This is a genomic window from Trichocoleus desertorum ATA4-8-CV12 (assembly GCA_019358975.1).
Classification (GTDB): domain Bacteria; phylum Cyanobacteriota; class Cyanobacteriia; order FACHB-46; family FACHB-46; genus Trichocoleus; species Trichocoleus desertorum_A.
In genome coordinates this window covers 30,256-51,798 of the sequence record JAHHIL010000041.1, presented here as the reverse complement: position 1 = coordinate 51,798, position 21,543 = coordinate 30,256, and the positions used below count along the sequence as shown (strand labels likewise).

At 47.7% G+C, this 21,543-nt stretch carries 18 protein-coding genes; 13 read left to right on the top strand and 5 right to left on the bottom strand.

The window, feature by feature from the left end:
- The first annotated feature begins 252 nt into the window (after positions 1-252).
- The 4 genes from KME12_21195 to KME12_21180 are packed head-to-tail and all read left to right on the top strand — an operon-like array spanning position 253 to position 5,468.
- Positions 253-2,982 (top strand): hypothetical protein, encoded by a 2,730-nt coding sequence (locus tag KME12_21195; protein ID MBW4490304.1) that lies wholly within the window; start codon positions 253-255, stop codon positions 2,980-2,982.
- Between the two features lie 48 nt (positions 2,983-3,030).
- Positions 3,031-4,359, top strand: a complete 1,329-nt coding sequence (locus tag KME12_21190) for an ATP-binding protein (protein MBW4490303.1) — start codon at positions 3,031-3,033, stop codon at positions 4,357-4,359.
- A 42-nt stretch (positions 4,360-4,401) separates the two neighbouring features.
- Positions 4,402-4,848 carry a hypothetical protein gene (locus KME12_21185; GenBank protein ID MBW4490302.1) on the top strand — a complete coding sequence of 149 codons (447 nt, stop codon included), beginning with the start codon at positions 4,402-4,404 and terminating at the stop codon, positions 4,846-4,848.
- A 35-nt stretch (positions 4,849-4,883) separates the two neighbouring features.
- Positions 4,884-5,468 (top strand): Uma2 family endonuclease, encoded by a 585-nt coding sequence (locus KME12_21180; GenBank protein ID MBW4490301.1) that lies wholly within the window; start codon positions 4,884-4,886, stop codon positions 5,466-5,468.
- Positions 5,469-5,508: 40 nt separating this feature from the next.
- On the opposite strand, the gene KME12_21175 is transcribed toward KME12_21180, so the two are convergent.
- Positions 5,509-6,333, bottom strand: coding sequence for a lecithin retinol acyltransferase family protein (locus KME12_21175; GenBank protein MBW4490300.1), 825 nt, complete (start codon positions 6,331-6,333; stop codon positions 5,509-5,511).
- Positions 6,334-6,563: 230 nt separating this feature from the next.
- Here KME12_21175 and KME12_21170 point away from each other — a divergent pair, with 230 nt between their 5' ends.
- Positions 6,564-7,115, top strand: a complete 552-nt coding sequence (locus KME12_21170; GenBank protein ID MBW4490299.1) for a GerMN domain-containing protein — start codon at positions 6,564-6,566, stop codon at positions 7,113-7,115.
- A gap of 162 nt (positions 7,116-7,277) precedes the next feature.
- Positions 7,278-7,691, top strand: coding sequence for a hypothetical protein (locus tag KME12_21165; protein MBW4490298.1), 414 nt, complete (start codon positions 7,278-7,280; stop codon positions 7,689-7,691).
- A gap of 88 nt (positions 7,692-7,779) precedes the next feature.
- Here KME12_21165 and KME12_21160 read toward each other — a convergent pair whose 3' ends face one another.
- Complete coding sequence (locus KME12_21160; GenBank protein MBW4490297.1) at positions 7,780-8,334, bottom strand: Uma2 family endonuclease; 555 nt, start codon at positions 8,332-8,334, stop codon at positions 7,780-7,782.
- Positions 8,335-8,440: 106 nt separating this feature from the next.
- Between KME12_21160 and KME12_21155 the strand changes: the two genes are divergently transcribed.
- The 3 genes from KME12_21155 (at position 8,441) to KME12_21145 (ending at position 13,220) form a co-directional block, all read left to right on the top strand.
- On the top strand, positions 8,441-9,085 hold the full coding sequence (locus KME12_21155; protein ID MBW4490296.1) for a Uma2 family endonuclease: 645 nt from the start codon (positions 8,441-8,443) through the stop codon (positions 9,083-9,085).
- A gap of 45 nt (positions 9,086-9,130) precedes the next feature.
- Positions 9,131-11,323, top strand: a complete 2,193-nt coding sequence (locus KME12_21150; GenBank protein ID MBW4490295.1) for a DEAD/DEAH box helicase — start codon at positions 9,131-9,133, stop codon at positions 11,321-11,323.
- A 532-nt stretch (positions 11,324-11,855) separates the two neighbouring features.
- Positions 11,856-13,220 carry a hypothetical protein gene (locus tag KME12_21145; protein MBW4490294.1) on the top strand — a complete coding sequence of 455 codons (1,365 nt, stop codon included), beginning with the start codon at positions 11,856-11,858 and terminating at the stop codon, positions 13,218-13,220.
- On the opposite strand, the gene KME12_21140 is transcribed toward KME12_21145, so the two are convergent.
- Complete coding sequence (locus KME12_21140) at positions 13,221-14,354, bottom strand: cob(I)yrinic acid a,c-diamide adenosyltransferase (GenBank protein MBW4490293.1); 1,134 nt, start codon at positions 14,352-14,354, stop codon at positions 13,221-13,223.
- A gap of 136 nt (positions 14,355-14,490) precedes the next feature.
- On the opposite strand from KME12_21140, the gene KME12_21135 reads away from it, so the two are divergent.
- From KME12_21135 to KME12_21125, 3 genes are all read left to right on the top strand, one after another.
- Positions 14,491-15,036: a hypothetical protein gene (locus tag KME12_21135; GenBank protein MBW4490292.1), complete on the top strand. Its 546-nt coding sequence runs from the start codon at positions 14,491-14,493 to the stop codon at positions 15,034-15,036.
- The gene (locus KME12_21130; protein ID MBW4490291.1) at positions 15,029-16,171 is read left to right on the top strand and encodes a DUF5357 domain-containing protein; all 1,143 of its coding nucleotides are present in this window, start codon (positions 15,029-15,031) and stop codon (positions 16,169-16,171) included. Before KME12_21135 ends, KME12_21130 begins: the two co-directional genes overlap by 8 nt.
- A gap of 138 nt (positions 16,172-16,309) precedes the next feature.
- A complete protein-coding gene (locus KME12_21125) occupies positions 16,310-17,083 on the top strand; it encodes an ABC transporter permease (GenBank protein MBW4490290.1) in 774 nt (257 codons plus the stop codon).
- On the opposite strand, the gene dacB is transcribed toward KME12_21125, so the two are convergent.
- Entirely contained in the window at positions 17,080-18,645 is a 1,566-nt protein-coding gene (gene dacB / locus KME12_21120; GenBank protein ID MBW4490289.1) for a D-alanyl-D-alanine carboxypeptidase/D-alanyl-D-alanine-endopeptidase, read from the bottom strand. The two genes, KME12_21125 and dacB, sit on opposite strands and share 4 nt — an antisense overlap.
- 193 nt (positions 18,646-18,838) lie before the next feature.
- Here dacB and KME12_21115 point away from each other — a divergent pair, with 193 nt between their 5' ends.
- Complete coding sequence (locus KME12_21115; GenBank protein MBW4490288.1) at positions 18,839-19,489, top strand: hypothetical protein; 651 nt, start codon at positions 18,839-18,841, stop codon at positions 19,487-19,489.
- Positions 19,490-19,649: 160 nt separating this feature from the next.
- Here KME12_21115 and ilvB read toward each other — a convergent pair whose 3' ends face one another.
- Positions 19,650-21,491: a biosynthetic-type acetolactate synthase large subunit gene (gene ilvB / locus KME12_21110; GenBank protein ID MBW4490287.1), complete on the bottom strand. Its 1,842-nt coding sequence runs from the start codon at positions 21,489-21,491 to the stop codon at positions 19,650-19,652.
- Positions 21,492-21,543 lie beyond the last annotated feature (52 nt).

Below are 21,543 nucleotides of genomic sequence, written 5' to 3'. Positions count from 1 at the left end.
CCGTTGGGACTAACGGTTTCTGGCTGTGGAGGATACTCGGTTACGAGTCCTGTGAAGCAGCAATTCTCAATCGTGAGGTTGGGAAGCCCTTTCTACACCGCTTGCGGTTAGGAGGGGAGGATGTCACGTAGATAGAGAAGTGTAGAGAATGTTGTAAATTTCTTTGAGACTGCTACTCACTCCTGATGCGACTGCATGGGATATCAGACAGTGAGACAAAATTGACCCAGACGGAATTACCAAGAAGCTTGCATGTTAGTCAATCGGATTGTCATCGGTTCAGCCGCTTTCGGCCTTAGCTTTGGCTTGAGCTTTCTGGCTGAGCGCAACTTGCAGCGATCGCTCCTCACAGGATTAATCGCGCCAGGTGCCTACGCAGGAGCAGTAGCCATCGACGATCGCCAGAAACGGCAAGCCCAACTCAAAGGGCAGGCGATCGCGGGACAGTTGCAAGCTTACGAGCAACGGCAAGCAGAAATCCAGCAAGCTCTCTTAACCGCAACCGCAGACAAGCAGCAAGCCGAAACCAGTTTGAGCTTCTTGCAAGCAGACCTTGATCAGCTTCAAACTCGCATCGCCGAGCAGCAACAGCAAGATCGAGAATTAGGTCAAGCGATCGCTACTTTAGAAGGTCGTAAGCAGCAACTAGAACTTGGCTTCCAACAGTTGCAAGATCGGGTCCAGAGTTTAGCAGCGCAAGAAGCAGAAATGCAACAAGCGATCGCCACCACAACTGATGCGCGGCAAAGTTTAGCGGTGGAGGCGGGTCAGCACCAGCAAGAACTGAGTCAACTCAAAACTCAAATTGCTGAGTTTACCGCGCAAAAACTTCGGCTCCACAGTGATGTAGCTGCCCTGCAAACGAGCAAGCAGCTATTAGCCGCAGAAACCCAGGACTTACAAGCGCAAATCGAAAGGCTGGAGCGATCGCGGCAAACCCTACATGAGTCTCTAGCAGAACTAGCAGCGATCGACTTAGAGCCACTTAGAGCCGACATTCAAGAACTGGTGTCAGTCATCAACGTGCCGCAGTTGAAAGCAGAGATTCAATCCCTAGTCGCTGCGATCGATGTGCAAGCGGTGAAATCGGACATTGAATCATTGATTTCTACGATTGATATACAGTCGTTGCAGGCGGAACTCCAAACTCTCATTGCCGCGATCGACCTGGAACCGTTAAGGTCAGAAATTCAAACAATTGATCTGCAACCCCTGAAGTCAGAAATTGCAGGATTAGTGGATGCGATCGATGTAGAGCCAATCAGAGCTGAGATTCAAGCTCTCGTCGCTGCGATCAACCTACCTTTGTTGAAATCGCAGATTCAAGAATTGCTGGCTGCGATCGATGTCCAAGCCCTGAAATCAGAAATTGAAGCCTTAATTTCTACGATTGATACCCAGCCGTTGCAATCAGAAATCCAAACTATAATTGCCGCGATTGACCTGGAGCCATTGCAATCGGAAATCCAAACCCTCGATCTGCAACCGCTGAAGACGGAAATTGCTGGGTTAGTGGATGCGATCGATCTACAACCCCTGAAAACGGAGATTCAAGCCTTACTCACAACGATTACAACCCAAAGGCGGGAGCTAGAAACCTCTCTAGAAACGCTGCTAACCCAGATTGCGAGTCGGGCACCGCAACCAGGGGAACTGGTAACGGTCGAATCTACAATTCCGGCGATCGCGCTACCGCTGGAACTCCCAGCTCCTACGACTGAGTCATCTGAGGCTGAGGATGAGGAACCACTCCTAGCTCCCCAATGGCACGAACTGATTAATCAACTTTCAGACTATGAGTATTGGGCATTAGAAGCGATTCTGCGACAAGACCCAGAAGAACTGCGACAGATTGCTGATGCCGTACCCACCATGCCGCAAACACTGGTGGATGCGATTAATGAAAAGGCAGATGCCATCATTGACGATCTAATTTTTGAGCCTGGAACCTCCTCACTGATTCCTCAAATTTATGAGGACTATGAGGAGTATTTGCAGCGGGCGATCGCGGTTGTGGGGCGAGAAAACTTCCCAGTTACCACCATTGATGTTGAGGTGACAAATGTACCAGTAGCGATCGCGGCATTACCTCCTAAACTTGGCACTTGGAAATGTCGAGTAATCTTTGAGACTGGAGCCAATGCTTTAGCGATCAGCCCCAATAGCCAAACCTTAGTCAGTGGGGGCAGTGACAACAAAATACAAGTTTGGGCCTTGAAAGGAGAGTGGGTACAAACCCTTTCCCAGCCCAAAAATTCTGGCTCAATTTATGCTCTAGCGATGCATCCCGGCGGCAAGCTGTTGTTTAGCAGTGGTAGCAGCAACACAATTAAAGTCTGGAACCTGAAGACAGGCGAATTACTCCGCACCCTCACCGGACATACCACCGCTGTAAATGCGATCGCCGTTAACCCGGATGGGCAATGGCTCGCCAGTGGCAGTGCCGATCGCAGCATTAAAGTGTGGGACATCAGAAGCGGCAGATTATTGCAAACCCTCAGTGGTTACGGCTTCATCACCTCAGTTGTTTTCAGCCCTCACTCTGATAAAGACATCCTGGCTAGTGGCGACCAAAACGGCACGATCCACCTCTGGAATTTAGATACCAGAACTGCCTTCAACTCGCTTCCTGCTCACGCCAGCAAAGTTTGCTCAATGGCATTTAGCCCCGACGGTAAAACGATAGTCAGTGGAGGCGCAGACGGGACCATCAAGCTTTGGGATTTAGGCCCAGGTGTTAGCTCCAGTCTGGCGTTGCATAAAGGCCAAGTATCAGCCGTTGCCATTAACCCCAATGGTCAGTTTTTAATCAGCGGTGGTGAAGATTGCACGTTGAAAGTTTGGGATTTAGAGTCGAGAGAATTGCTGGCGACATTGAGCGAACATACAGGTAAGATTTGTGCGATCGCCTTTGCACCAGATAGCAATACATTTGTTAGCAGTAGCGCCGATCAAACCATTAGAGTTTGGCGATACAGTTAACAGACAGAAAAGTTAGTTCATCAGCCTGACCAAACGTAGTGCAGACACATGGCAAAGCAGAAACTTTCCAAGCGGGTATCCACAGCCTTGATCAATGCTTTGGGTGCAGGAGTGGTTCCCAGAATTGGTCTAGAGCAAATTGCTGTGGGTCGCGAAGTGGAAGCCAAGGCCCTGGTGCAAGACCTGGAAAATACTGCTGAAGGTGGCGCAGCCTTTCGGTTTGTCGTGGGTCGCTACGGCTCTGGTAAAAGCTTTATCCTGCAACTGATCCGCAACCAGGCGATGGAGCAAGGCTTTGTGGTCGCTGATGCTGATTTGTCTCCCGAACGCCGTTTGGCAGGAGCCAGTGGGCAAAGTATCGCCACCTATCGCGAGTTGATGCAAAACATCGCCACGAAAACCAATCCAGACGGCGGCGCGATCGCCCTCATCCTAGAGCGTTGGATTAGCGGTGTCTTAACTCAAGTGGCGCAAGAAAGCGGAAAACGCCCCAAAGATGAAGGCTTTGATGACTTGGTAGAAGTCAAAATCCGCGAAGTGGTGCAAACCTTAGAAGGGTTGGTTCACGGTTTCGATTTTGCCAGCGTGATCATCGCTTACTGGCGTGGCTACCGCACCGACGACGACACCCTAAAAGATTCTGCCCTGCGTTGGCTGCGAGGGGAATTCTCGACCAAATCCGACGCTAAAGCCGCCTTGGGCGTAAAGGTGATTATTGATGATGAAACTTGGTATGACTACATCAAACTGTTTGCCAAGTTTGTCTCTGGGATTGGCTACAAAGGCTTGCTGGTGCTGCTAGATGAAGCGGTGCATCTCTATAAAATCACCCACGCGGGGTCTCGCCAGAACAACTACGACAAGTTGTTGGCAATGTTCAACGACACCGTGCAAGGTCGAGTCGGGCATCTAAATATCATCATCGGTGGCACCCCACAGTTTCTCGAAGATTCCCGCCGAGGACTCTACAGCGACCCCGCCTGGCAACGCCGTACTGCTCAAAGTCGCTTTGCTCAGCCAGGTCTGCAAGATACCTCTGGCCCCGTAATTCGCCTAGAACCCTTAACCCAAGCCGAAATCCTCCAACTGCTACAACGCTTGGCAGAAGTTCATGCCGCTCACTACGCTTACCAAGCTTCCCTGAACAACCGCGATCTACAAGCCTTTCTCAAAGAAATCACTAATCGCTTAGGCTCTGAAGCCCTACTCACTCCTGGCGAGATTGTCCGCGACTTTATCAGCGCCCTCAACCTCCTCCACCAAAACCCCAAACTCTCCCTCACTCAATTGCTCGGCGGCACTAATTTCCAACCTTCCCGCTCAGGCAAAGACACCAAAGTAGACGAAACCGGAGAATTCGCTGAGTTTACCTTATAGGTAAGGTAGGCACTTAACATGCTTTCAACACATCTAAATGTTATGGAAATTCGCTTAGGCGAAGGTATTGGAAAGCTTTTGTTTGGCATAACTGAAAATGAAATTAGTCATATCCTTGGTTTGCCTGACAAAAGTTACCCAGATGACTACGGCGATCGCTTTATTCAATACTTCGACGCTCGACTGATCCTGAAGCTTGAGTCCGAGTGGAATTATAGGCTTGGTTGGATAGAGGTGAATAACCCTCAAGCCACTTTATTTGGGCAGCAGCTTCTGGGTAGCCGTAAAAGAGAGGTCGTTGATTTTGTATCACAACGTGTAAACACAGAGCTTGAGATTGAAGATTTCGGTAGTTTTGAATCTTACACCTTTACAGAGGTCTGGCTAGAACTACAATTTGAGCTTGATAGGCTTAGATGTATTAATTTTGGCGTTCTTTTTGATGAAAATGATGAACCGCTGTATCCAGATATAAAAACCAGTTGCTAGCTACACTACTAACTGGAGCTAAGGAGCAATTTTTGATGACACTGGTTACGCCAAAGCGCTTCACGATCGCGGAGTATCATCGTCTAATTGAACTCGGCTTCTTAACAGAAGATGACCGAGTGGAGTTAATTCGAGGAGAACTCATTCAAATGGCCGCGAAGGGTACGGCTCATTCAGTTTGCAATACAAAACTCTTTCGCGAATTAGATCGATTAGTGGGCGATCGCGCAGTCGTTCGTAGTCAAGAGCCGATTATTTTACCAAGCAATAGTGAACCGGAACCCGATATTGTCATTGCGCGAGGTCAAGCGGATGATTATCTGGCAGCCCATCCTCAACCTACTGATATTTTGCTAGTGATTGAAGTTTCTGATTCAACGCTAGGTTATGACCAAATGGTCAAGCGATCGCTCTACGCCGAAGCCCAAATTAATCATTACTGGATCATGAATCTGGTTGCGAATCAACTAGAACGCTACAGCCAACCCTATCAAGACACTCAAGGCAATTTCGGCTATCGATCGCAACAGATTGTACTCCGCAATGAATCAGTCACTCTTCCTGATTTTGCTGAGCGATCGCTTAATTTGGACAGGATCTTCCCTAACATAAAGCTCTAAATTTTTATTTCAAATCAATCAAAATTAGAGTCAATTAATTTCACCAAAGCCTGAACTTCTTGAGTACTTTGGAGGCACCCTTTTCTATATTTTTTTTGAGCCGATCAGCTTCTTTCACTGTCTTCGTTCCTATTCGGAGAGCTTCTCTGGCGGCTTGTTCTTGAATCTGTGAAACCTCTCTTTTAATTTTTCTTTGTGTTGTCTCAGCTTCTTTCACAGCCAGCTCAATCCCGTACTCAGCAGCTTTTCCACCCGTCCAAATGATCTTCTCGCCTTGTTCGCACCTTGACTTTCCTGTTTTGCACCAGGTAGCAAAGTGCTCACAGTTATTAAAAGCAAGATTATATTTCCGTTCTCCCAATCTTCGTTCTGCTCTCTTCACAACCCTACTCTGTGAAAACGATCTGTGATAGCTCTTGATATAAATTCTTTGTGTCTCAGCAAATTTGGATAATGGAGTTTTGCGAATTTCTATACCGTTGACATAGTGAATAACTTCATCATTGCCACAGTAAATTCCATGATGAAAGACATGATCATAATCAGCAGAGATGTGATCGCCCATTTTCAAGCCAGTTCTACAGTAAATAGCGAAATCTTTACTATTGAGAAATTTGTACTTAAGTTTTTCCTCTTCAAGCCTTGATTTTGCTTTCTCAATCGTCTTTTCTCGATCAATACACCTACATGAGTATTTTCTAGTCTTAGGTTCTTTACCTTGAGTAAAATCTGCAAGACTATCTTGGAAGACTTGACCACTTCTTGAATTCCGATCTGTCCAGTAGATTACTAAGCTTTCATCAATATAGATTCCATGTTGTTTCAAGGAACCCAAGCCAACATAAATATGGTCACCCTTCTTCACAGAGTTGATCTCCCGAATTTATTTCCTATAGACTTCCCTATTTTTCAAAGGGCTAGCCATCTTTACCATTACTTAACAGAGAAGAGTAGTTGCGCCCCCTCAGTTGTTTAATGAGAACTGAAATGGAACAGTAATAGTTTTCAAGAAAATCAATAGCAGAGGGTTTGAGGAATTAAGCGATCGCAAGTTGAAGCTACCTCCCAGCAATCTGACAATACTTGCCCAAACACATGTTCAATTTACGTAACTCTCTCCTCTCTTGTTTAGCGATCGCCACCCTTGCTGGAGTTAGCCTCTACGACAACCGTCCGACAGAAGCTAAACCTGTTGGGAACGTGGCACCAACGACCATTGCAGCTACAACCACTCCCAAGCAAGTTAAAGTATTTTTCTCCACAAGCCGCAGCCAACAAGACTTCTCTTATGTTGCTCCTGTGGTGCGACGCACCCAAACTCAAGGTGTAGCGCAGTTTGCGATTGAGCAGTTGATTGCAGGCCCAACTACTCAGGAAAGACAACAAGGTTTTACGGCTCCAGTCAATTTGCAAGGCAACTCTAACTGTGGTCAAAACTTTAAGCTTGCTGTTTCTACAGGGGTTGCTAGGCTGCAATTCTGCAAGCAAGTAGTATCCAATGGCATTGGGGATGATGCCAGAATTAAAAGCTCAATTACTGCCACATTGAAGCAATTTCCGAGCGTTACCTCAGTGGTGGTTCTTGATCGCAATGGCAACTGTTTGAACGACCAAAGCGGCAACAATCTCTGCTTGCGACGGAGTTGAAAAACGTTGCTATCTAGGTTGAATTGATGAGTCGAGCGATCGCTTTTACTATTGCCAAGTAGTGAGAAGCGATCGTTTTTCTGCAAGTATAGCTAAAGGCATGAGACGTTTTATTTAACCTCACTTATTAACGTACATCAGTGATATTGAGGTAGGTCTAAGTTGACTGCATACTTCATCTTTGAGTTCAAATCAAATGCTAATCCAGAAAAAATTCAGAGGGATTTGCTTGAGATTTGGAGTCGCCCTGGCTATGGATGGGATATTGATATTTTTCGCCATGCACGGCATGGAACCTTAATATGTAATGTTCTTTATTGTTTTCTTGATGACCCATATTGTAGAGAGCGTATTGAGAAAATATTGAGTTATCTATTTGACACCACAATCGACAGACGTGTTTACTACTATCGATTCAACGAAGCTATGGGTATGTACGGCAAGCAAAAGCGAAGAATCACCCTGGATCAGTTACTTGGTGAGTATCAACCAACAATGGGTGGCTACTGTATTCGCTATGAAGTAAAGTATTTTCAAGCAAAAGCACAGCATAACAACCTTGATGCGCTGGACTGACTAAAGCCATTTGGGATGTTATAAAGCCTCTAGCGGTCGCTGCCTTGAGCGCTAGTTGTATCCAATAGGGCGATCGCTCTACTCAGTCCTAACTCGCTATTAACCGCTGAACTGAAACGGCAATGTCCGGAAAAGCGAGTGGATGAATCACGCCTTGAGTCATGACCTCTTTTGATTGATAACCTTCATCAGTGGGCGATCGCAATACAATTAGTTCCATTTTTTGCAAGTTAATTACCCAATATTCTGGAATTCCTGCGACAGCGTAGATTCTAGTTTTAATTTCCAAATCTTTGCTCAAGCTGGAGTCAGAATATTCAACTACCCAAAAGATGTTTTCTGGGTAGGGGTGATGTTCTCGATAGCCCCGTCCTAACCGCTGCACAATAGCAAGATCAGGTTCTGGTTCCGAGCTACTGAAAGGCAATGTAATCGGTTTCGCTTGGCGAACTTTGGCCCGACTTCCTAACAAATAAATTAAATATTCTCCCGCTTCATCGCTACAGTAAGCATGGGTCTCTCCTTCAGGAGCCATTTCTACAATTTCTCCATTGAGTAACTCCACATGCCGCCCTGCTAAAATCTCTGCCGCAATCATGCGATGGTAATCGTTAACAGTCCATTTTGCAGTCGTTAGAGTCACGGCGATTGCTCTTGAACGCTACTGATATCTTACCTAGTTCAATCTCGACAATAGAATAGGTTAAGAGAATTGTGTTTCAAAACTGCCCAGTTATCCCAGTGCGTCAATGAGTCCCCTACAAACTAAGATTCCTACTGATATTTGGGTGTCAGCCACTTGGGAGGATTACGTTCAGGTCACGGAAGACCCTGCCTATGCGAAGGCGAAGGGGTACTATGACAACGGACGCATGAGGGTTGAAACGGTGGGAGTTGGGCCTGATCATGCCAGCGTCAATACCCTGATTATTTTCGCGATTAATCTGTACTGCACCCTCATGGGAGTTCCCTTGCAGGGATTAACCAACTGTAGTTACCGACAAACAGGGGTTCGCGAAGTTCAGCCAGACGTTTCGTATTATTTTGGCGATCGCGCTCAATTCGCGCCTCAAGGTAGTGCGATCGCAGATTTGGCGACTGTTCCTCCTCCAGACTTAGCGATTGAGATTGCTGATTCTTCCCTCAACGATGACTTAGGCCAAAAGCGTTTACTCTACGAAGATTTGGCGATTCCTGAATACTGGGTGGTGGATGTTGAGAAGCGGCAGATTTTAGCATTTGAAATTGCAGACGGTGGCAGTCGGCGAATTACCGAATCTAAAGTGTTACCAGGATTGGCGATCGCGGTTTTGCGCCAAGCTTTAGAAATGAGCCGCCAGATGGATCAAGCTCAAGTGGGGGCTTGGTTATTGAGTCAGTTTCAACAGCAGTAGCCAGATCGGGTAGGGTAGGTTACTAGCCCAAACTCATGAATTTGTATGAGCGATCGCGCCTATCACCGCTTAGCCCCGTTTATTCAAGAATACATTTATAGCCACGGCTGGACTGATTTACGGCAAGTGCAGGCGGAAGCTTGTCAAGTAATTTTTGAGACGGATGCTCATCTGTTGATTGCAGCGGGGACGGCAGCAGGCAAAACTGAAGCGGCATTTCTGCCAGTGCTGACCTTGCTGCATGAGGCACCCCCCAAAACGATTGGTGCAATGTATATTGGCCCAATCAAAGCGCTGATTAATGACCAGTTCGATCGCCTCAACGATTTACTCAAAGAAGCGGATATTCCGGTGTGGGCTTGGCATGGAGATGTGGCGCAGAGCCAGAAACAAAAGCTGCTGAAACATCCCAGAGGTGTGCTGCAAATTACGCCGGAATCGCTGGAAAGCTTGTTGATTAACCAGAGCAAACATCTCGATCGCTTATTTGGTGATTTGCGGTTTGTGGTGATTGATGAAATTCACGCCTTTATTGGCTCGGAACGGGGCTGTCAAATTCTCTGCCAGTTGGCTCGGTTGGCAAAACAGACTCGAAATCTGCCGCGTCGGATTGGTTTGTCTGCGACTTTAGGAGATTATGGCCTAGCTGAAGATTGGTTGCGATCGGGCACTCAGCAATCGGTGATCACGCCCGAAGTAAAGATGGGGCAACGTACCCTGCATTTGTCCTTGGAACATTTCTACCGCTCAGAGCCAATCCGGGCTAAAGGAGACAATCGGGACGCAGCGTTTAGTCCCTACCAAAATTACTTGTTCCACCAAACGCAGTCGCGCAAGTGTCTGATTTTTGCCAACAATCGCACCGCTGCCGAAGAAGCGATCGCCACTCTCCGCCAAGTCGCTACCGCTAAGGGTTTGCCCGATATTTACCACGTGCATCATGGCAGCATCTCCGCCACCTTACGGGCAGCAGCAGAAGATGCGATGCGGGCTCCCACTCCGGCGGTGACGGCAGCAACCGTAACTTTTGAGATGGGGATTGATATTGGGCAATTGGAGCGAGTGATTCAGCTAGAGTCTCCGCCTTCGGTTGCCAGTTTTCTGCAACGGCTAGGGCGATCGGGGCGACGGGGCACGCCTGCGGATATGCGCTTTGTCTGTGTCGAAGATCCGATCGCTGATCCAGAATTTTTGCCCGATCAGATTCCCTGGCAACTACTACAAACGATCGCCATCCTTCAGCTTTATCTAGAAGAACGCTGGATTGAACCGATTCAACCGTTGCAGTATCCCTTGAGCCTGCTCTACCACCAAACCATGAGCACGTTGGTCGCTTTGGGAGAGTTGTCCCCTGCTGCTTTGGCTCAGCAAGTGTTGACGCTGCCTACTTTTCGAGCGATCGCTCCAGAAGAGTTTCGTCAACTCCTGCGCCACCTGATTGAGATTGACCATATTCAAAAAACCGCAGAAGGCACCCTGATTGTGGGGCTGGCAGGTGAGCGAATTGTGCGGAGCTTCAAGTTTTACGCTACTTTTCCCGATAGTGAAGAATATACGGTGCAAGAAGGGACGACAACGATTGGGAGTATTGCGCTGCCGCCGGATATAGGCGATCGCGTGGCTCTAGCGGGGCGATCGTGGCAAGTATTGGAAATTGACGACAAAACCAAAACTGTATTTGTGCAACCTAGCACTGGAACTGCAAGTAGTGCTTGGCAAGGCGGCGGGGGTACGTTGCATACCAAAGTCTTACAGCGCATGCGCCAAGTGTTGTTTGAAGATGCCGAGTATCGTTATTTGCAACCGGGTGCGAAGGAGCGACTGCAAACCGCTCGGCAATGGGCTAGACGGGTAGAACTCGATCGCCACCATTTATTACAACTCGACGACCGCAGCTGTTGCATTTTTCCTTGGCTAGGCACCACGGCTTACCGCACCCTAGAGCGATACCTGAAGCTCTGCTGCCGAGAGTCCCTAAAAATCAAAAGTGTGGGTGGGCGATCGCCTTATTTCTTCACTGTGCAACTAGGCAAAGCCAAGCTGGAAAACTTGCTCTGCGAGATTGTTGCGCTCGCGGATGGCAGACTAGTGGCTGAGGAATTACTGGGGCCAGATGAAATACCCAGGCTCCAAAAATATGACGAATATGTACCTCCAGAACTTTTGCGTAAAGCCTTTACCCTAGATCATCTAAATACTGTGGAACTGGGGAGCGTCGTGCGGCATTGGTCTGAATAAAAGACCACAACCCATGAAGACCGTAACGCGCCGTTAGCTCTCAGAGGGAGTTAACCGGAAAAGTACGAAATGGTGTTGTGGTTTAACTCCTCAGTGATCGATCGCGATCGCGGAAAGCTTAACCTCAAAAATGTTAGCATTGCTACATTTGGTGAAGCTGGCCAAGACCTAGTAAAGCTCAGGCGAAAATTTGAATAAATAACCTATATCAGTGATTGGGCGATCGCGATCGACTCGCTACACTGGCTTTAGTTTTAGTGATTTTAGTCACGTCTGTCTCTAGAATACGTCACACTGACTACCTCAGTAAAGTCACTAACATCAGGTGCGCTTCATCATACAAACCTATGAGCAGTTTCGCGGTCTCTACCAGGGTTGAATCACGAGGTTGTCTCCAGGCAACCCATAAGATTTGGAGCAGCCACCGCACCCAAGTAAATCAGTTTTTGACTTGGATGCAGGTTGGTTGGCAAAAGTTCCCTAGTCGTCCTGTGCCGAGCCACTCCAAATTCCCGTTCCCTGTTGACCCCTTATGTTAATCAAAGAGCCTCCAGTCAAGCATTACCATCCTGAACCTCATTTTCAGCCCTCTACAAAGAGAATTGAGCACGCTCAGGAAACCATCTATGAGTTCTTGATCAATACAGTCAAGCAATGTTCTCCAGAGGTTGCTTTAACGGAGTTTGAAAGCTTGTTTGTCCACTCAGTTAATATGACTAGTTCTGAAGTGAACCAAGCACTATATCAAATTATTGTGTCCAATGATGAGCAGGAGTTTCGCAACACACTTAAACGCTCTTGCTACATTCTAATTAACAACTGGAATACCAGCAAAAACTATCAGGCGATTCAACAGTTAGTTGGCTTATTTCCCAAGATTAAGTTTAATCGCAAAACAGCTTCTCTAATCCTAACTCGCCTCAATTATTGGCTAGAGAAGTTCATTGGAAGCAGTGATTATCAAGAGCTAGAATTATTCGTTTCTGCTTGTACCTTTCAACCAGAAAAGCCTTGGAGCCGTCGCTATACGTCTTATTTGTTAGTCTCTCAGTTTGTGAATACTACAAACTCAGCTGAGCAGCGAGAAACAGCCAGAGTGTTGTCCAGACAATTAAAAGAGCAGTATAAACGAGATCTGGCTTTATATGTTGCCCGCTCTCAATCTAGTGTGGTTCAAAAAAATCCATTGAAGAACCCAACTTTATTGGGGGATGAAGTACTTCTATTAATCAAGAGATTGGTTGCCAAGAAATGTGTGTTTAGTTATACGAATCTAGCCAATATTTTTCTAAAGCAAACGCAAGAGCTGTCTTATTACGAATTTAAACGGGGTTTGAAGAAATACTTAATTTACTCGATGAGTAACCAAGATTTAGCAGCATCGGTGAAAAAATCTTTGTTTGATAGCTTAGAGTCCTTGTATGAAATTTATGATGAGCGAGAGATAGATGATGCTTTACTGCTCAGAACTTGTAATCGAGTTATTGAATGCTTGACCACTGAAAATCGTAAAGAACCGACTTCTCTATTCGCTTTGTTTGTGATGCAGAAGAGCCCAATTACGTTGGTCATTTTGCTGCTCAAAATAATTTTAATTTGTAAGAATTCTCGAACTCATTTGGAATCTTGCATTGCTGATTTAATTAGATACTACGAGAATTTAAACGAAGAAGATTGCCAATGGGTCATCCACTTTTTGGAGGTCTTTAGCGTCATCTTCACTGTTTATGCTGAAGATGTAGAATACAACTTGGTTAAAGTTGACTCTGAGACTCCCAACAGTTATCAGCAGCGGAATTTAGAGGCTTATCAAATTTTCTCGCAGCTTCGTGGCAATGTGCCCCTAGAGACCAGTTCTCAGGCTGAGTTTGCGATCGCTCCTACTGCTGAGTTTTAGTTAGAAATCTACGCCTCGCTTCAGATCCACTCCCTTCTCGGCATAGTGTTTGTGGCAAATCATTTCGGAATGTACACTAGCGAGATCGAAGTAGGCTGGAGGATTATTGCAACGCCCTGTAATAATGATTTCGGTGTCGCGAGGTTTACGCAACAGCGCTTGTACAATCGGTTCTTCTGGCAGCAACTCCAGATCTACAGTCGGATTCAGTTCATCCAGAATAATAGTTTTGTATAGACCAGAAGCGATCGCAGCTCTAGCGATCTCCCAACCTCGCTCGGCCTCCACATAGTCAAGCTCTTGCTGCTGGCCCCGCCACACAATCGCATCTCGACCGCAACGCTGATGATCGACTAAGTTAGGGTAGCTTTGCTGCAACGCGGCGATCGCGGCATCTTCGGTATAGCCAGAGCCACCCTTCAACCATTGGATAATCAAGACGCGATGAGATTTGTCTTGACTAATGCCTTTACCAATCGCTTGCAAGGCTTTCCCTAAAGCGCTGGTGGACTTGCCTTTGCCAGCTCCGGTGTAGATCTCAATGCCATCAATCCCTTGCTCAGCCGCAGTGGGATGGTGGTGAGGTTTCATTTCTGAGTGCAGGTTGGCGATGTCAATCAAAGCTGGGGGAGCCGCTCGCCCTGTGGCAATGATCTCCATGTGCTCTGGCTTGTGCTTCAGCGTGTTGACCACTTCATCCACTGGCAACAAACCCAAGTCAATCACTGGGTTGAGTTCATCCAGCACGACGACTGAGTAGAGACCAGAGGCGATCGCGCCTTTAGCTACATCCCACCCTCGCTGGGCTTCTAGGCGATCGAAGCGAGTGATGTCATCCAAGCCGAAATGCTCAGCTCGCCCAGTCCGAACTTGGTCAATCAGGTGGGGAAAGCCTCGTTGTAGAGCTTCGATCGCGGCATCTTCTTCGTACATGCGACCGGGGCCTTTGAGAAAACGCAAGAGGAGGACACGAGTTTGCACCGAACTGTTGATACCCAAACCAATCGAGCGCAACACTACGCCCAGCGCTGCTTGGGACTTGCCTTTGCCCGCTCCATCGTAGACATGAATTTGCCCCTCTAGCCGCTCAGAACGTGCTTGAGCGGTTCGAATGCCAACGCCAGTTCTTGCCATAGCTTTCAGTTTTCTCGTGCAGTTTCATCTTAGCGGAGGTGCTGTCAGCTTTATTTAAAATAAAATTCAGGGACTATGTGCTGAAAAGTGATTAAAAAAGCTAGTTTATTGAAACGGCTATGGAGGAGGTAGACCCGTGTTTTCGTTTGTTTTGCCATTGCGGGCTATCTTGTTTCAACTGCTCTTTTTATTAATAGCGATCGCGATCGAGTCAATGATATTCAAAGAGCGCTTAAACCTGACTCGTAGAATTAGCTTGGAATACTCCGCTTCGGTAAATTTATTCTCTACAGCCATTGGTTGGTTATTTTTCTTTACCCTAGAACCCGCTTTACCTCTGGCTTGGAAAGGCCCTTTAATTAGCTACGTCCTATTTAATGCTCGTTCCACCAATACCAATACTTTATTGATCATGCTCGGCTTATTTACTTTTTTCGGCACATTTATTGCAGAGCTACAGGGACTAGAGTTATTACAGCTATTGCTACAAAGAAATCAAAAAGAAGAGGTAGTCACTCCAAAAGTCTATCGCGCCCGTGATAAGTTAAGGCGGCGAGAACTGGGTCTAGCTGCCACCAATAGAGCTACAACTATTTTGTTAGCCAATGCTTGCAGCTACAGTCTAATCTTGTTGATTCTATTAGCGCGTGCCTTCGACCTCAGCTCTCAAGCGAATGGATAAAGTCAAAGAAATTCTTGATACGCTGCAAAAGTTATTACTGCCACCAAAAGCATTCTCTTGGCAGACTTTAATTTTGCTAAGTATTTTTTCTTGTTTGATGGCAGCCCTGGCAGGTGATTTAATTCGAAGTTTATTAGCAACTTGCGGTTGGATTTTTTTGATTTTTGGTGTGGGTTGGTTCACCACTGAAAACCCAATCATGGTGGGAGGGCTATCTTTAGGGCCTTGGATTACAGGTATATTAGTTAGTATTTTCCTGTTTGGGGAGTGGCTAGATGAACGGCCTTCGCTATTGTTTGTGAGTTGGCCCTTGATTTCAGCCGCGATCGCTTCTTTAGGAGAATTTATTCAATCAGGCCCCCGATTCAAATATCCGACTCAAGCAGGTCGTCAAAGGCTCGTTATTCTGTTTTTAACTAATTTAATTATTAGCTGTTGGTTTCAACTTTACTTCGTGATTCAAGGCTGGTTAGAGATTTATCCCAGTTTGTTAGCAAATGATTTTAATCAAAGTAACTTTGTAGTGCGACTAGGGGTGCAAACGACTCAAGCCCCCACAGGTGTGATCATCCTCAATCAAGCAGAGGCTACGCTAAAAGCGGAACTAGAACCGCGTTCCTGGCCAGAAGTAGAGCGGTGGCTGCTAACACTCAAACAACAGCCAACTGAGTTTGAGAATGCCGTGATGCAACAACTGCCTCCCTCGGAAGAAAATGCTTTATGGCAGTTGCAAGCTCAAATCTTGCCAGATCAGCCAGATTACACTTTGCAAATGCTGGCTCTCTGGCAAGGGCCGAGTTCTGACCTCGCCAGTCACTATCTCACCAAAACTTGCCGTGTCACCCAGGGAGAGAACCCACCTGCCTCGGCTTCACCCGCTCCTGAAGCTGCTGTCTCTGCCCCGCTTGCATCCCCAGACGCAACATCGGACAGTAGCCCTCTAGCGCGTAGCAATGGTCAAGTTTTTGCTGGCCCAGTTACTCCTGCAATTCCAACGCCTACGGTTCCAACGCCTACGGTTCCAACCCCTGCGGCCCCTGAAGCGCTCCCGCAAACGACAAGCACTAGTAAGATTGAATGCGGATCTATTAGTCGGCCTACTTTGGTTCAACCGGGGCCAACCTTGCAATCCTAGGGTCTGTGCAAGGGGTTTGCTTTGCAGGTCAACGCCTTGCGAAAGCTTAAGAACTTGGCCTAAATCAAAAATAACTCTAGAAACAACCCCAGAAATAGTGTTAAGCGCGTCATCAGGAATTGCTAAAGGAGTGAGAAGGTGAATCTCGGCAGAATCTTTACGATCGCCACCAATGTATTTTGGGAAGTCATCCGCGATCGCATCCTCTATTTAATTGGCTTCTTTGCCTTACTGCTGATTATGGCGCTGCGACTGTTGCCAGAAGTGGCGGCGGGCACAGAAAACAAAATTTTGCTCGATGTAGGTTTAGCTGGAATTACAGTTCTGAGTTTAATTATTACTGTGTTTGTAGGGACTGGTCTCATCAACAAAGAAATTGAAAAACGGACTGTCTTAGTGCTAATTGCTAAACCGATTAGCCGCGCTGAATTCGTCATTGGTAAACACCTGGGTTTATCAGCAGTTTTAGCTGTGCTCCTGTCGCTCATGACCGCCATTTACCTCGCGGTGCTGACTTGGGCGCAGATCCAGTACCCCCTGGTTAGCATTTTGGTAGCAGTCCTCTACTTATTTCTAGAGTTATCTCTACTCACGGCAGCGGCAATTTTGTTCGGGGTGTTTACCAGTTCACTATTAGCGACTCTACTCACCTTCGCCGTTTATCTAGTTGGGCATTTCAGCCGCGACTTGGTGACACTGGGCAACTTGGCTTCCAGCCCAGATTTGCGTCGTCTCACTAAAGGCATCTATCTATTTCTACCTGATTTGGCTCGGCTCGATCTCAAGAATGAAGCAGTCTATGGAGTTTTGGCAGCTCCGAGAGAACTGTTGTTAAATGCTGGGTATGGACTAGCTTACACAGTGTTACTGCTGGCGATCGCGATCTTAATTTTCTCCAGACGGCAATTCTAAAAGCGAGATCTGCTACAGGAACGCAATTTAGTTAGGGTTAGCGCAATCTCATCAATGGTTTGCCGGAGGGTTGAGGTGGGTTGAGGCGATTGATTGACAATAATGCTAAACACCAAAGGCTGGTAGTTAGGTGGGTTGAGGTAGCCCGACAAAGCCGAAATGCCTGAGAGTGTGCCTGTTTTAGCTTGGAGTCGTCCTTGGGCTGGAGTGTCTCGAAAGCGACCTTGTAAGGTGCCACTCACACCTGCCACTGGCAACGAGGCACGATAAATCTCAGCTTCCGGTAACTGAGCGATCGCTTGCAAGGTCTGCACTAAAGCCGCCGGGCTAACTAAGTTATGACGAGACAACCCCGACCCGTCTGCCAAAACGTAACTACCTGGTTCCACCCCCAATTCGGTCAGCGTTTGGTGGACGACTGCTAAACCTTGCTCAGCGGTGGATAAATCAGCAGCTTGTTTCAGAGAGGCTTCCGCTTGCGCTCCTAAAGACCGCAAAATTGCCTCGGCGTAAAGGTTGTTGCTCTCTCGATTGGTTTCAATCAGCAGGGTTGATAACGGGGGAGATTCGATCGCGGCAATTTCTGGGTCTGCGGTGGGAGTAGGTGTGTGCGTGACTAAAGTTTTCCCGACGCGAATTTGTTGAGCTGCTAAAGCCCGCTGGAATCGGCGCAAAAAGTTCTGGCTGGGGTCTGCGATCGCCACTGCTACAGGTTCCGGTAAGCCCCCTACCCGCAGTTGCCCTTGCACTCGCAATAGTGGCTGGCTCAAGTCTCGTCCTACTTCTACAAACTCATCTTCTGTTCCACCGACAGTTACCGATTGGTTGTCGATACGCCAACGCCTCGCCTCTGCTGGATCATCCCATTGCACTCGCAACGGTTGACCGACCGCTTGGGGCCACAACTGAAGCCCGATCGCATTCTGATTCAAAATCAAGCTGTTGACAGGAGCGCCATATCCCGCCTGAATATCCCCCCATTCCCATTGGGGATTAGGTACGGGGCCACGGAAGTAAGATTCGTCACCTAATAGCTGAGAAATAGATTGAATTCCCTGGCTGCGTAATTGCTGTGCCAGCAACCCCAGCTCTTGATCTGTCAAGCTCGGATCGCCTCGTCCCATTAGCCGTAATTTCACTGGTTTTGTACCAGTATCTCGGTATACGGAGGTGCGGATGCGAAATTGAGGGCTTAGTTTGTGTAGAGCAGCCGCAGTAGTCAAAAGTTTGGCATTAGAAGCGGGCAAAAAATAGCGATCGCCATCTTGAGCATACAGAGTTTCACCCTTGGCATTTTTAGAAGCGAGAGTCTGAATCAAGATTCCCCAACGGGCGCGAGCAAAGCCGGAACGATTAGTAGATGAGCGTTCTCCCGCTTGAGGGGTTGTAGTGGGAGAAACCTCTGCTTGGAGGATCTGGGCGATCGCAGGACCTATCTGAGTTGGGCAAATTGAGTCGGTTGTTGCAAAGACAGGTTGCTGTTGAAATCCTTCCCAGATCGTACTTAGCGCTAATAGACACAGAGGCTGGACGATAAAACGTCTCCAAAAAGCAATGGCCATAGTGCCACCCTGACTAATTTGAATTAGTTGTTAAGTAACGGTGAAGAGAGTATAAAAAGACTGACAAGATTTATAGGGGCTGCAAGTGGAGATCACAGAATCAATGGCTTTCCCTTACAATAACCTCATCTTGATCCAGACTCAGTATACGCAAACCCCCTCGTAATACAGGACTTCCTAAGTAATGTTACTGATGAAAGCCCACAGCCGGGACGCTGAAAAGCCACCTGTGCGCCCAGACTCCCAACGACAAAACTCTGCCAATGGTAATCTGTTGTCCAAGGTGGCTATCCTCCTCTCTGTAATGGCATTAACCTTTAGCGGTTTTGCTATCTACCAAGTCAAACAACTTCAGCCACCAGCACCGTCTGCGGATAAAACTCCCCAATCCAAAATTAATCCTGACGCGAGCAGCTCAACATCAGCGGCAACTACCAGCCCCACCACCAGTGCGACTACAGAGCCAGGGAAACTAGTCCAGCTTGCCCTTGACAACAAAGCTGAAGTAACGCTACTAACAGCTGAGCGCATTCAAGACCCTGACACTGGCAACTCTGACGTGGTGAATGTGAAATTGCGGATTCGTCGTCTAGCTGAGAATGTCAGTGCCTATGACTTCATCAACGTGGGTGGGGCGGTAGCGCAAGAGCCAGAAAGCACTATTGCGACTTATGAACCTGTTGACCCCATTAAAAAGTCAACAGGCCCAATTTCTTTACAAGGAATTCGCAAACAGGCTTCCGCAGATGCTTATGTTTGGTTACGGGTGCCTGAAGGGGTGAGTACGCTCAATATTCGAGTTCCTGGAGCTGAGGTATTCGAAGCAGTCAAAGTAGTCAATTAGCCCTCGTAACGGTGACACAAGGTCAGTCTTGGTGAGTGCAGCTAGTATTACTTCGTTGCTTGGATTACGCCCTTTTGCATCACCTTGAAGTTTATGCAAAAGAAAAAGGCAGGTACAAGACCTGCCCTACCGATTTCAATCGTTCTGGCATTCTGTCAGGTTACAGCTTGGTGCCACACTCTGGGCAGAAGTTATTGCTAGAAATGTTTTTAGCACCGCAGCTATTACAGTAAACCAGCTCAGCTGCTTTTTCTAGTTTGTCCCGCTCTGGTAGCCCAATCATTTGAGCATTGCTCTTACCAGGAACGACCATCGGGTAGCAGTTCTCATCTCGCTTCACCCGCGCATCTACTAGAACGGGGCCGTTATGCGCCAACATCTCTGCGATCGCGCCCTGCAACTCCTCGCGTGAATGGATCACCATCCCTTTGACTCCAAAAGCATCCGCCAGCTTCACAAAATCAGGCATGCCAACTTCCATGTTGGAAGAAGAGTAGCGTTCGCCATAGAAGGCTTCCTGCCATTGCCGCACCATACCCTGCCAACCATTGTTGAGGATGATGGTTTTAACATTGATGCCATATTGAGCCAGGGTCGCTAGCTCTTGGAGATTCATTTGGAAGCTAGCATCACCGCTGATACAAATCACCTGCTCATCTGGTAAAGCCACCTTAGCTCCCATCGCCGCAGGCAAGCCAAAACCCATCGTTCCCAAGCCAGCACTAGAAATCCAACGACGGGGGCCGTTCTTAAGAAACTGCGCCGCCCACATCTGGTGCTGTCCCACATCTGTGGTGTAGTAAGCGCTGGGGGCTTGACGACTAAGTTCTACAATGACCTCTTGAGGAGCCAAGCTGTCAGGATATTGAGGAACGACGAGTGGGTAATCTTCTCGCCAGCGATTAATCCGCTCTAGCCAAGCTTGAGTTTGCGTAGAATAACGAGCATCTCCATCTTCATTGCTGCGTTGCAACAAGTCCACCAAAACTTGCCGTACATCACCCACGATGGGAACTTGGGGCGCTCGGTTCTTACCAACTTCAGCGGGATCAATATCGATGTGAATGACTTTAGCACGAGAAGCGAACTCGTCTAACTTGCCAGTCACGCGGTCATCAAATCTAGCCCCGACTGCAATCAGCAAATCACATTCAGTTACAGAAAAGTTGGCATAGGCAGTGCCGTGCATACCCAGCATCCCTAGGGCCAGAGGATGAGACTCTTCAAACGAGCCTTTACCCATGAGCGTGGTAGTCACGGGGATTTGGAAGCGCTCTGCTAGCTCTTGGATTTCGGCATGGGCACCAGCCGCGATCGCGCCTCCCCCAATGTAGAGCAAGGGTTGCCGCGCTTCTCGAATCAGCTTGAGTGCTTGAACCACCTGACGGGGGTTGCCCCTAACCGTGGGTCGATAGCCTGCTAGCTTAATGCTGCCAGGATCAACAGGCCTATAGTCGAATTCTTCTAGCGCCACATCTTTGGGCACGTCAATCAAAACTGGGCCAGGACGACCAGAGCTAGCGACATAAAACGCTTCTGCTGTGATCCGAGCCATGTCTCTGGGGTCGCGCACTACATAGGAATGCTTAACAATCGGCAGCGTAATCCCCCAAATGTCGGTTTCTTGGAAAGCATCACTACCAATCGCGGAGCGAGCGACTTGCCCAGTGACCACGACCAAGGGAATTGAGTCCATATGGGCCGTAGCGATGCCCGTCACCAAATTAGTGGCACCGGGGCCAGAGGTGGCAAAACAAACGCCCACTTCACCTGTCGCCCTGGCATAACCATCAGCTGCATGAGCTGCCCCCTGTTCATGCCTGACCAGAATGTGTTGAATGCCGCCAGCTTCTACCGCGCGGTATAGCTCATCATAAATTGGCAGAATCGCGCCACCGGGATAACCAAAAATATGTTTGACGCCGTGACGTTTCAAACTATCAATTAATGCGAAAGCACCAGACGCACGCTTGACCGCTACACTTACACTCTGCAACTGCACAGGAAGACCTCTCGGACCGCTATAGGTTAAGGTTGATTACTTTTGTATCTAT

Coding starts and splice junctions, on each gene's coding strand:
- KME12_21195 (MBW4490304.1), top strand. CDS start 253: ATGTTAGTCAATCGGATTGTCATCGGTTCAGCCGCTTTCGGCCTTAGC.
- KME12_21190 (MBW4490303.1), top strand. CDS start 3,031: ATGGCAAAGCAGAAACTTTCCAAGCGGGTATCCACAGCCTTGATCAAT.
- KME12_21185 (MBW4490302.1), top strand. CDS start 4,402: ATGGAAATTCGCTTAGGCGAAGGTATTGGAAAGCTTTTGTTTGGCATA.
- KME12_21180 (MBW4490301.1), top strand. CDS start 4,884: ATGACACTGGTTACGCCAAAGCGCTTCACGATCGCGGAGTATCATCGT.
- KME12_21170 (MBW4490299.1), top strand. CDS start 6,564: ATGTTCAATTTACGTAACTCTCTCCTCTCTTGTTTAGCGATCGCCACC.
- KME12_21155 (MBW4490296.1), top strand. CDS start 8,441: ATGAGTCCCCTACAAACTAAGATTCCTACTGATATTTGGGTGTCAGCC.
- KME12_21150 (MBW4490295.1), top strand. CDS start 9,131: ATGAGCGATCGCGCCTATCACCGCTTAGCCCCGTTTATTCAAGAATAC.
- KME12_21145 (MBW4490294.1), top strand. CDS start 11,856: ATGTTAATCAAAGAGCCTCCAGTCAAGCATTACCATCCTGAACCTCAT.
- KME12_21140 (MBW4490293.1), bottom strand. CDS start 14,354: ATGGCAAGAACTGGCGTTGGCATTCGAACCGCTCAAGCACGTTCTGAG.
- KME12_21130 (MBW4490291.1), top strand. CDS start 15,029: ATGGATAAAGTCAAAGAAATTCTTGATACGCTGCAAAAGTTATTACTG.
- dacB (MBW4490289.1), bottom strand. CDS start 18,645: ATGGCCATTGCTTTTTGGAGACGTTTTATCGTCCAGCCTCTGTGTCTA.
- KME12_21115 (MBW4490288.1), top strand. CDS start 18,839: ATGAAAGCCCACAGCCGGGACGCTGAAAAGCCACCTGTGCGCCCAGAC.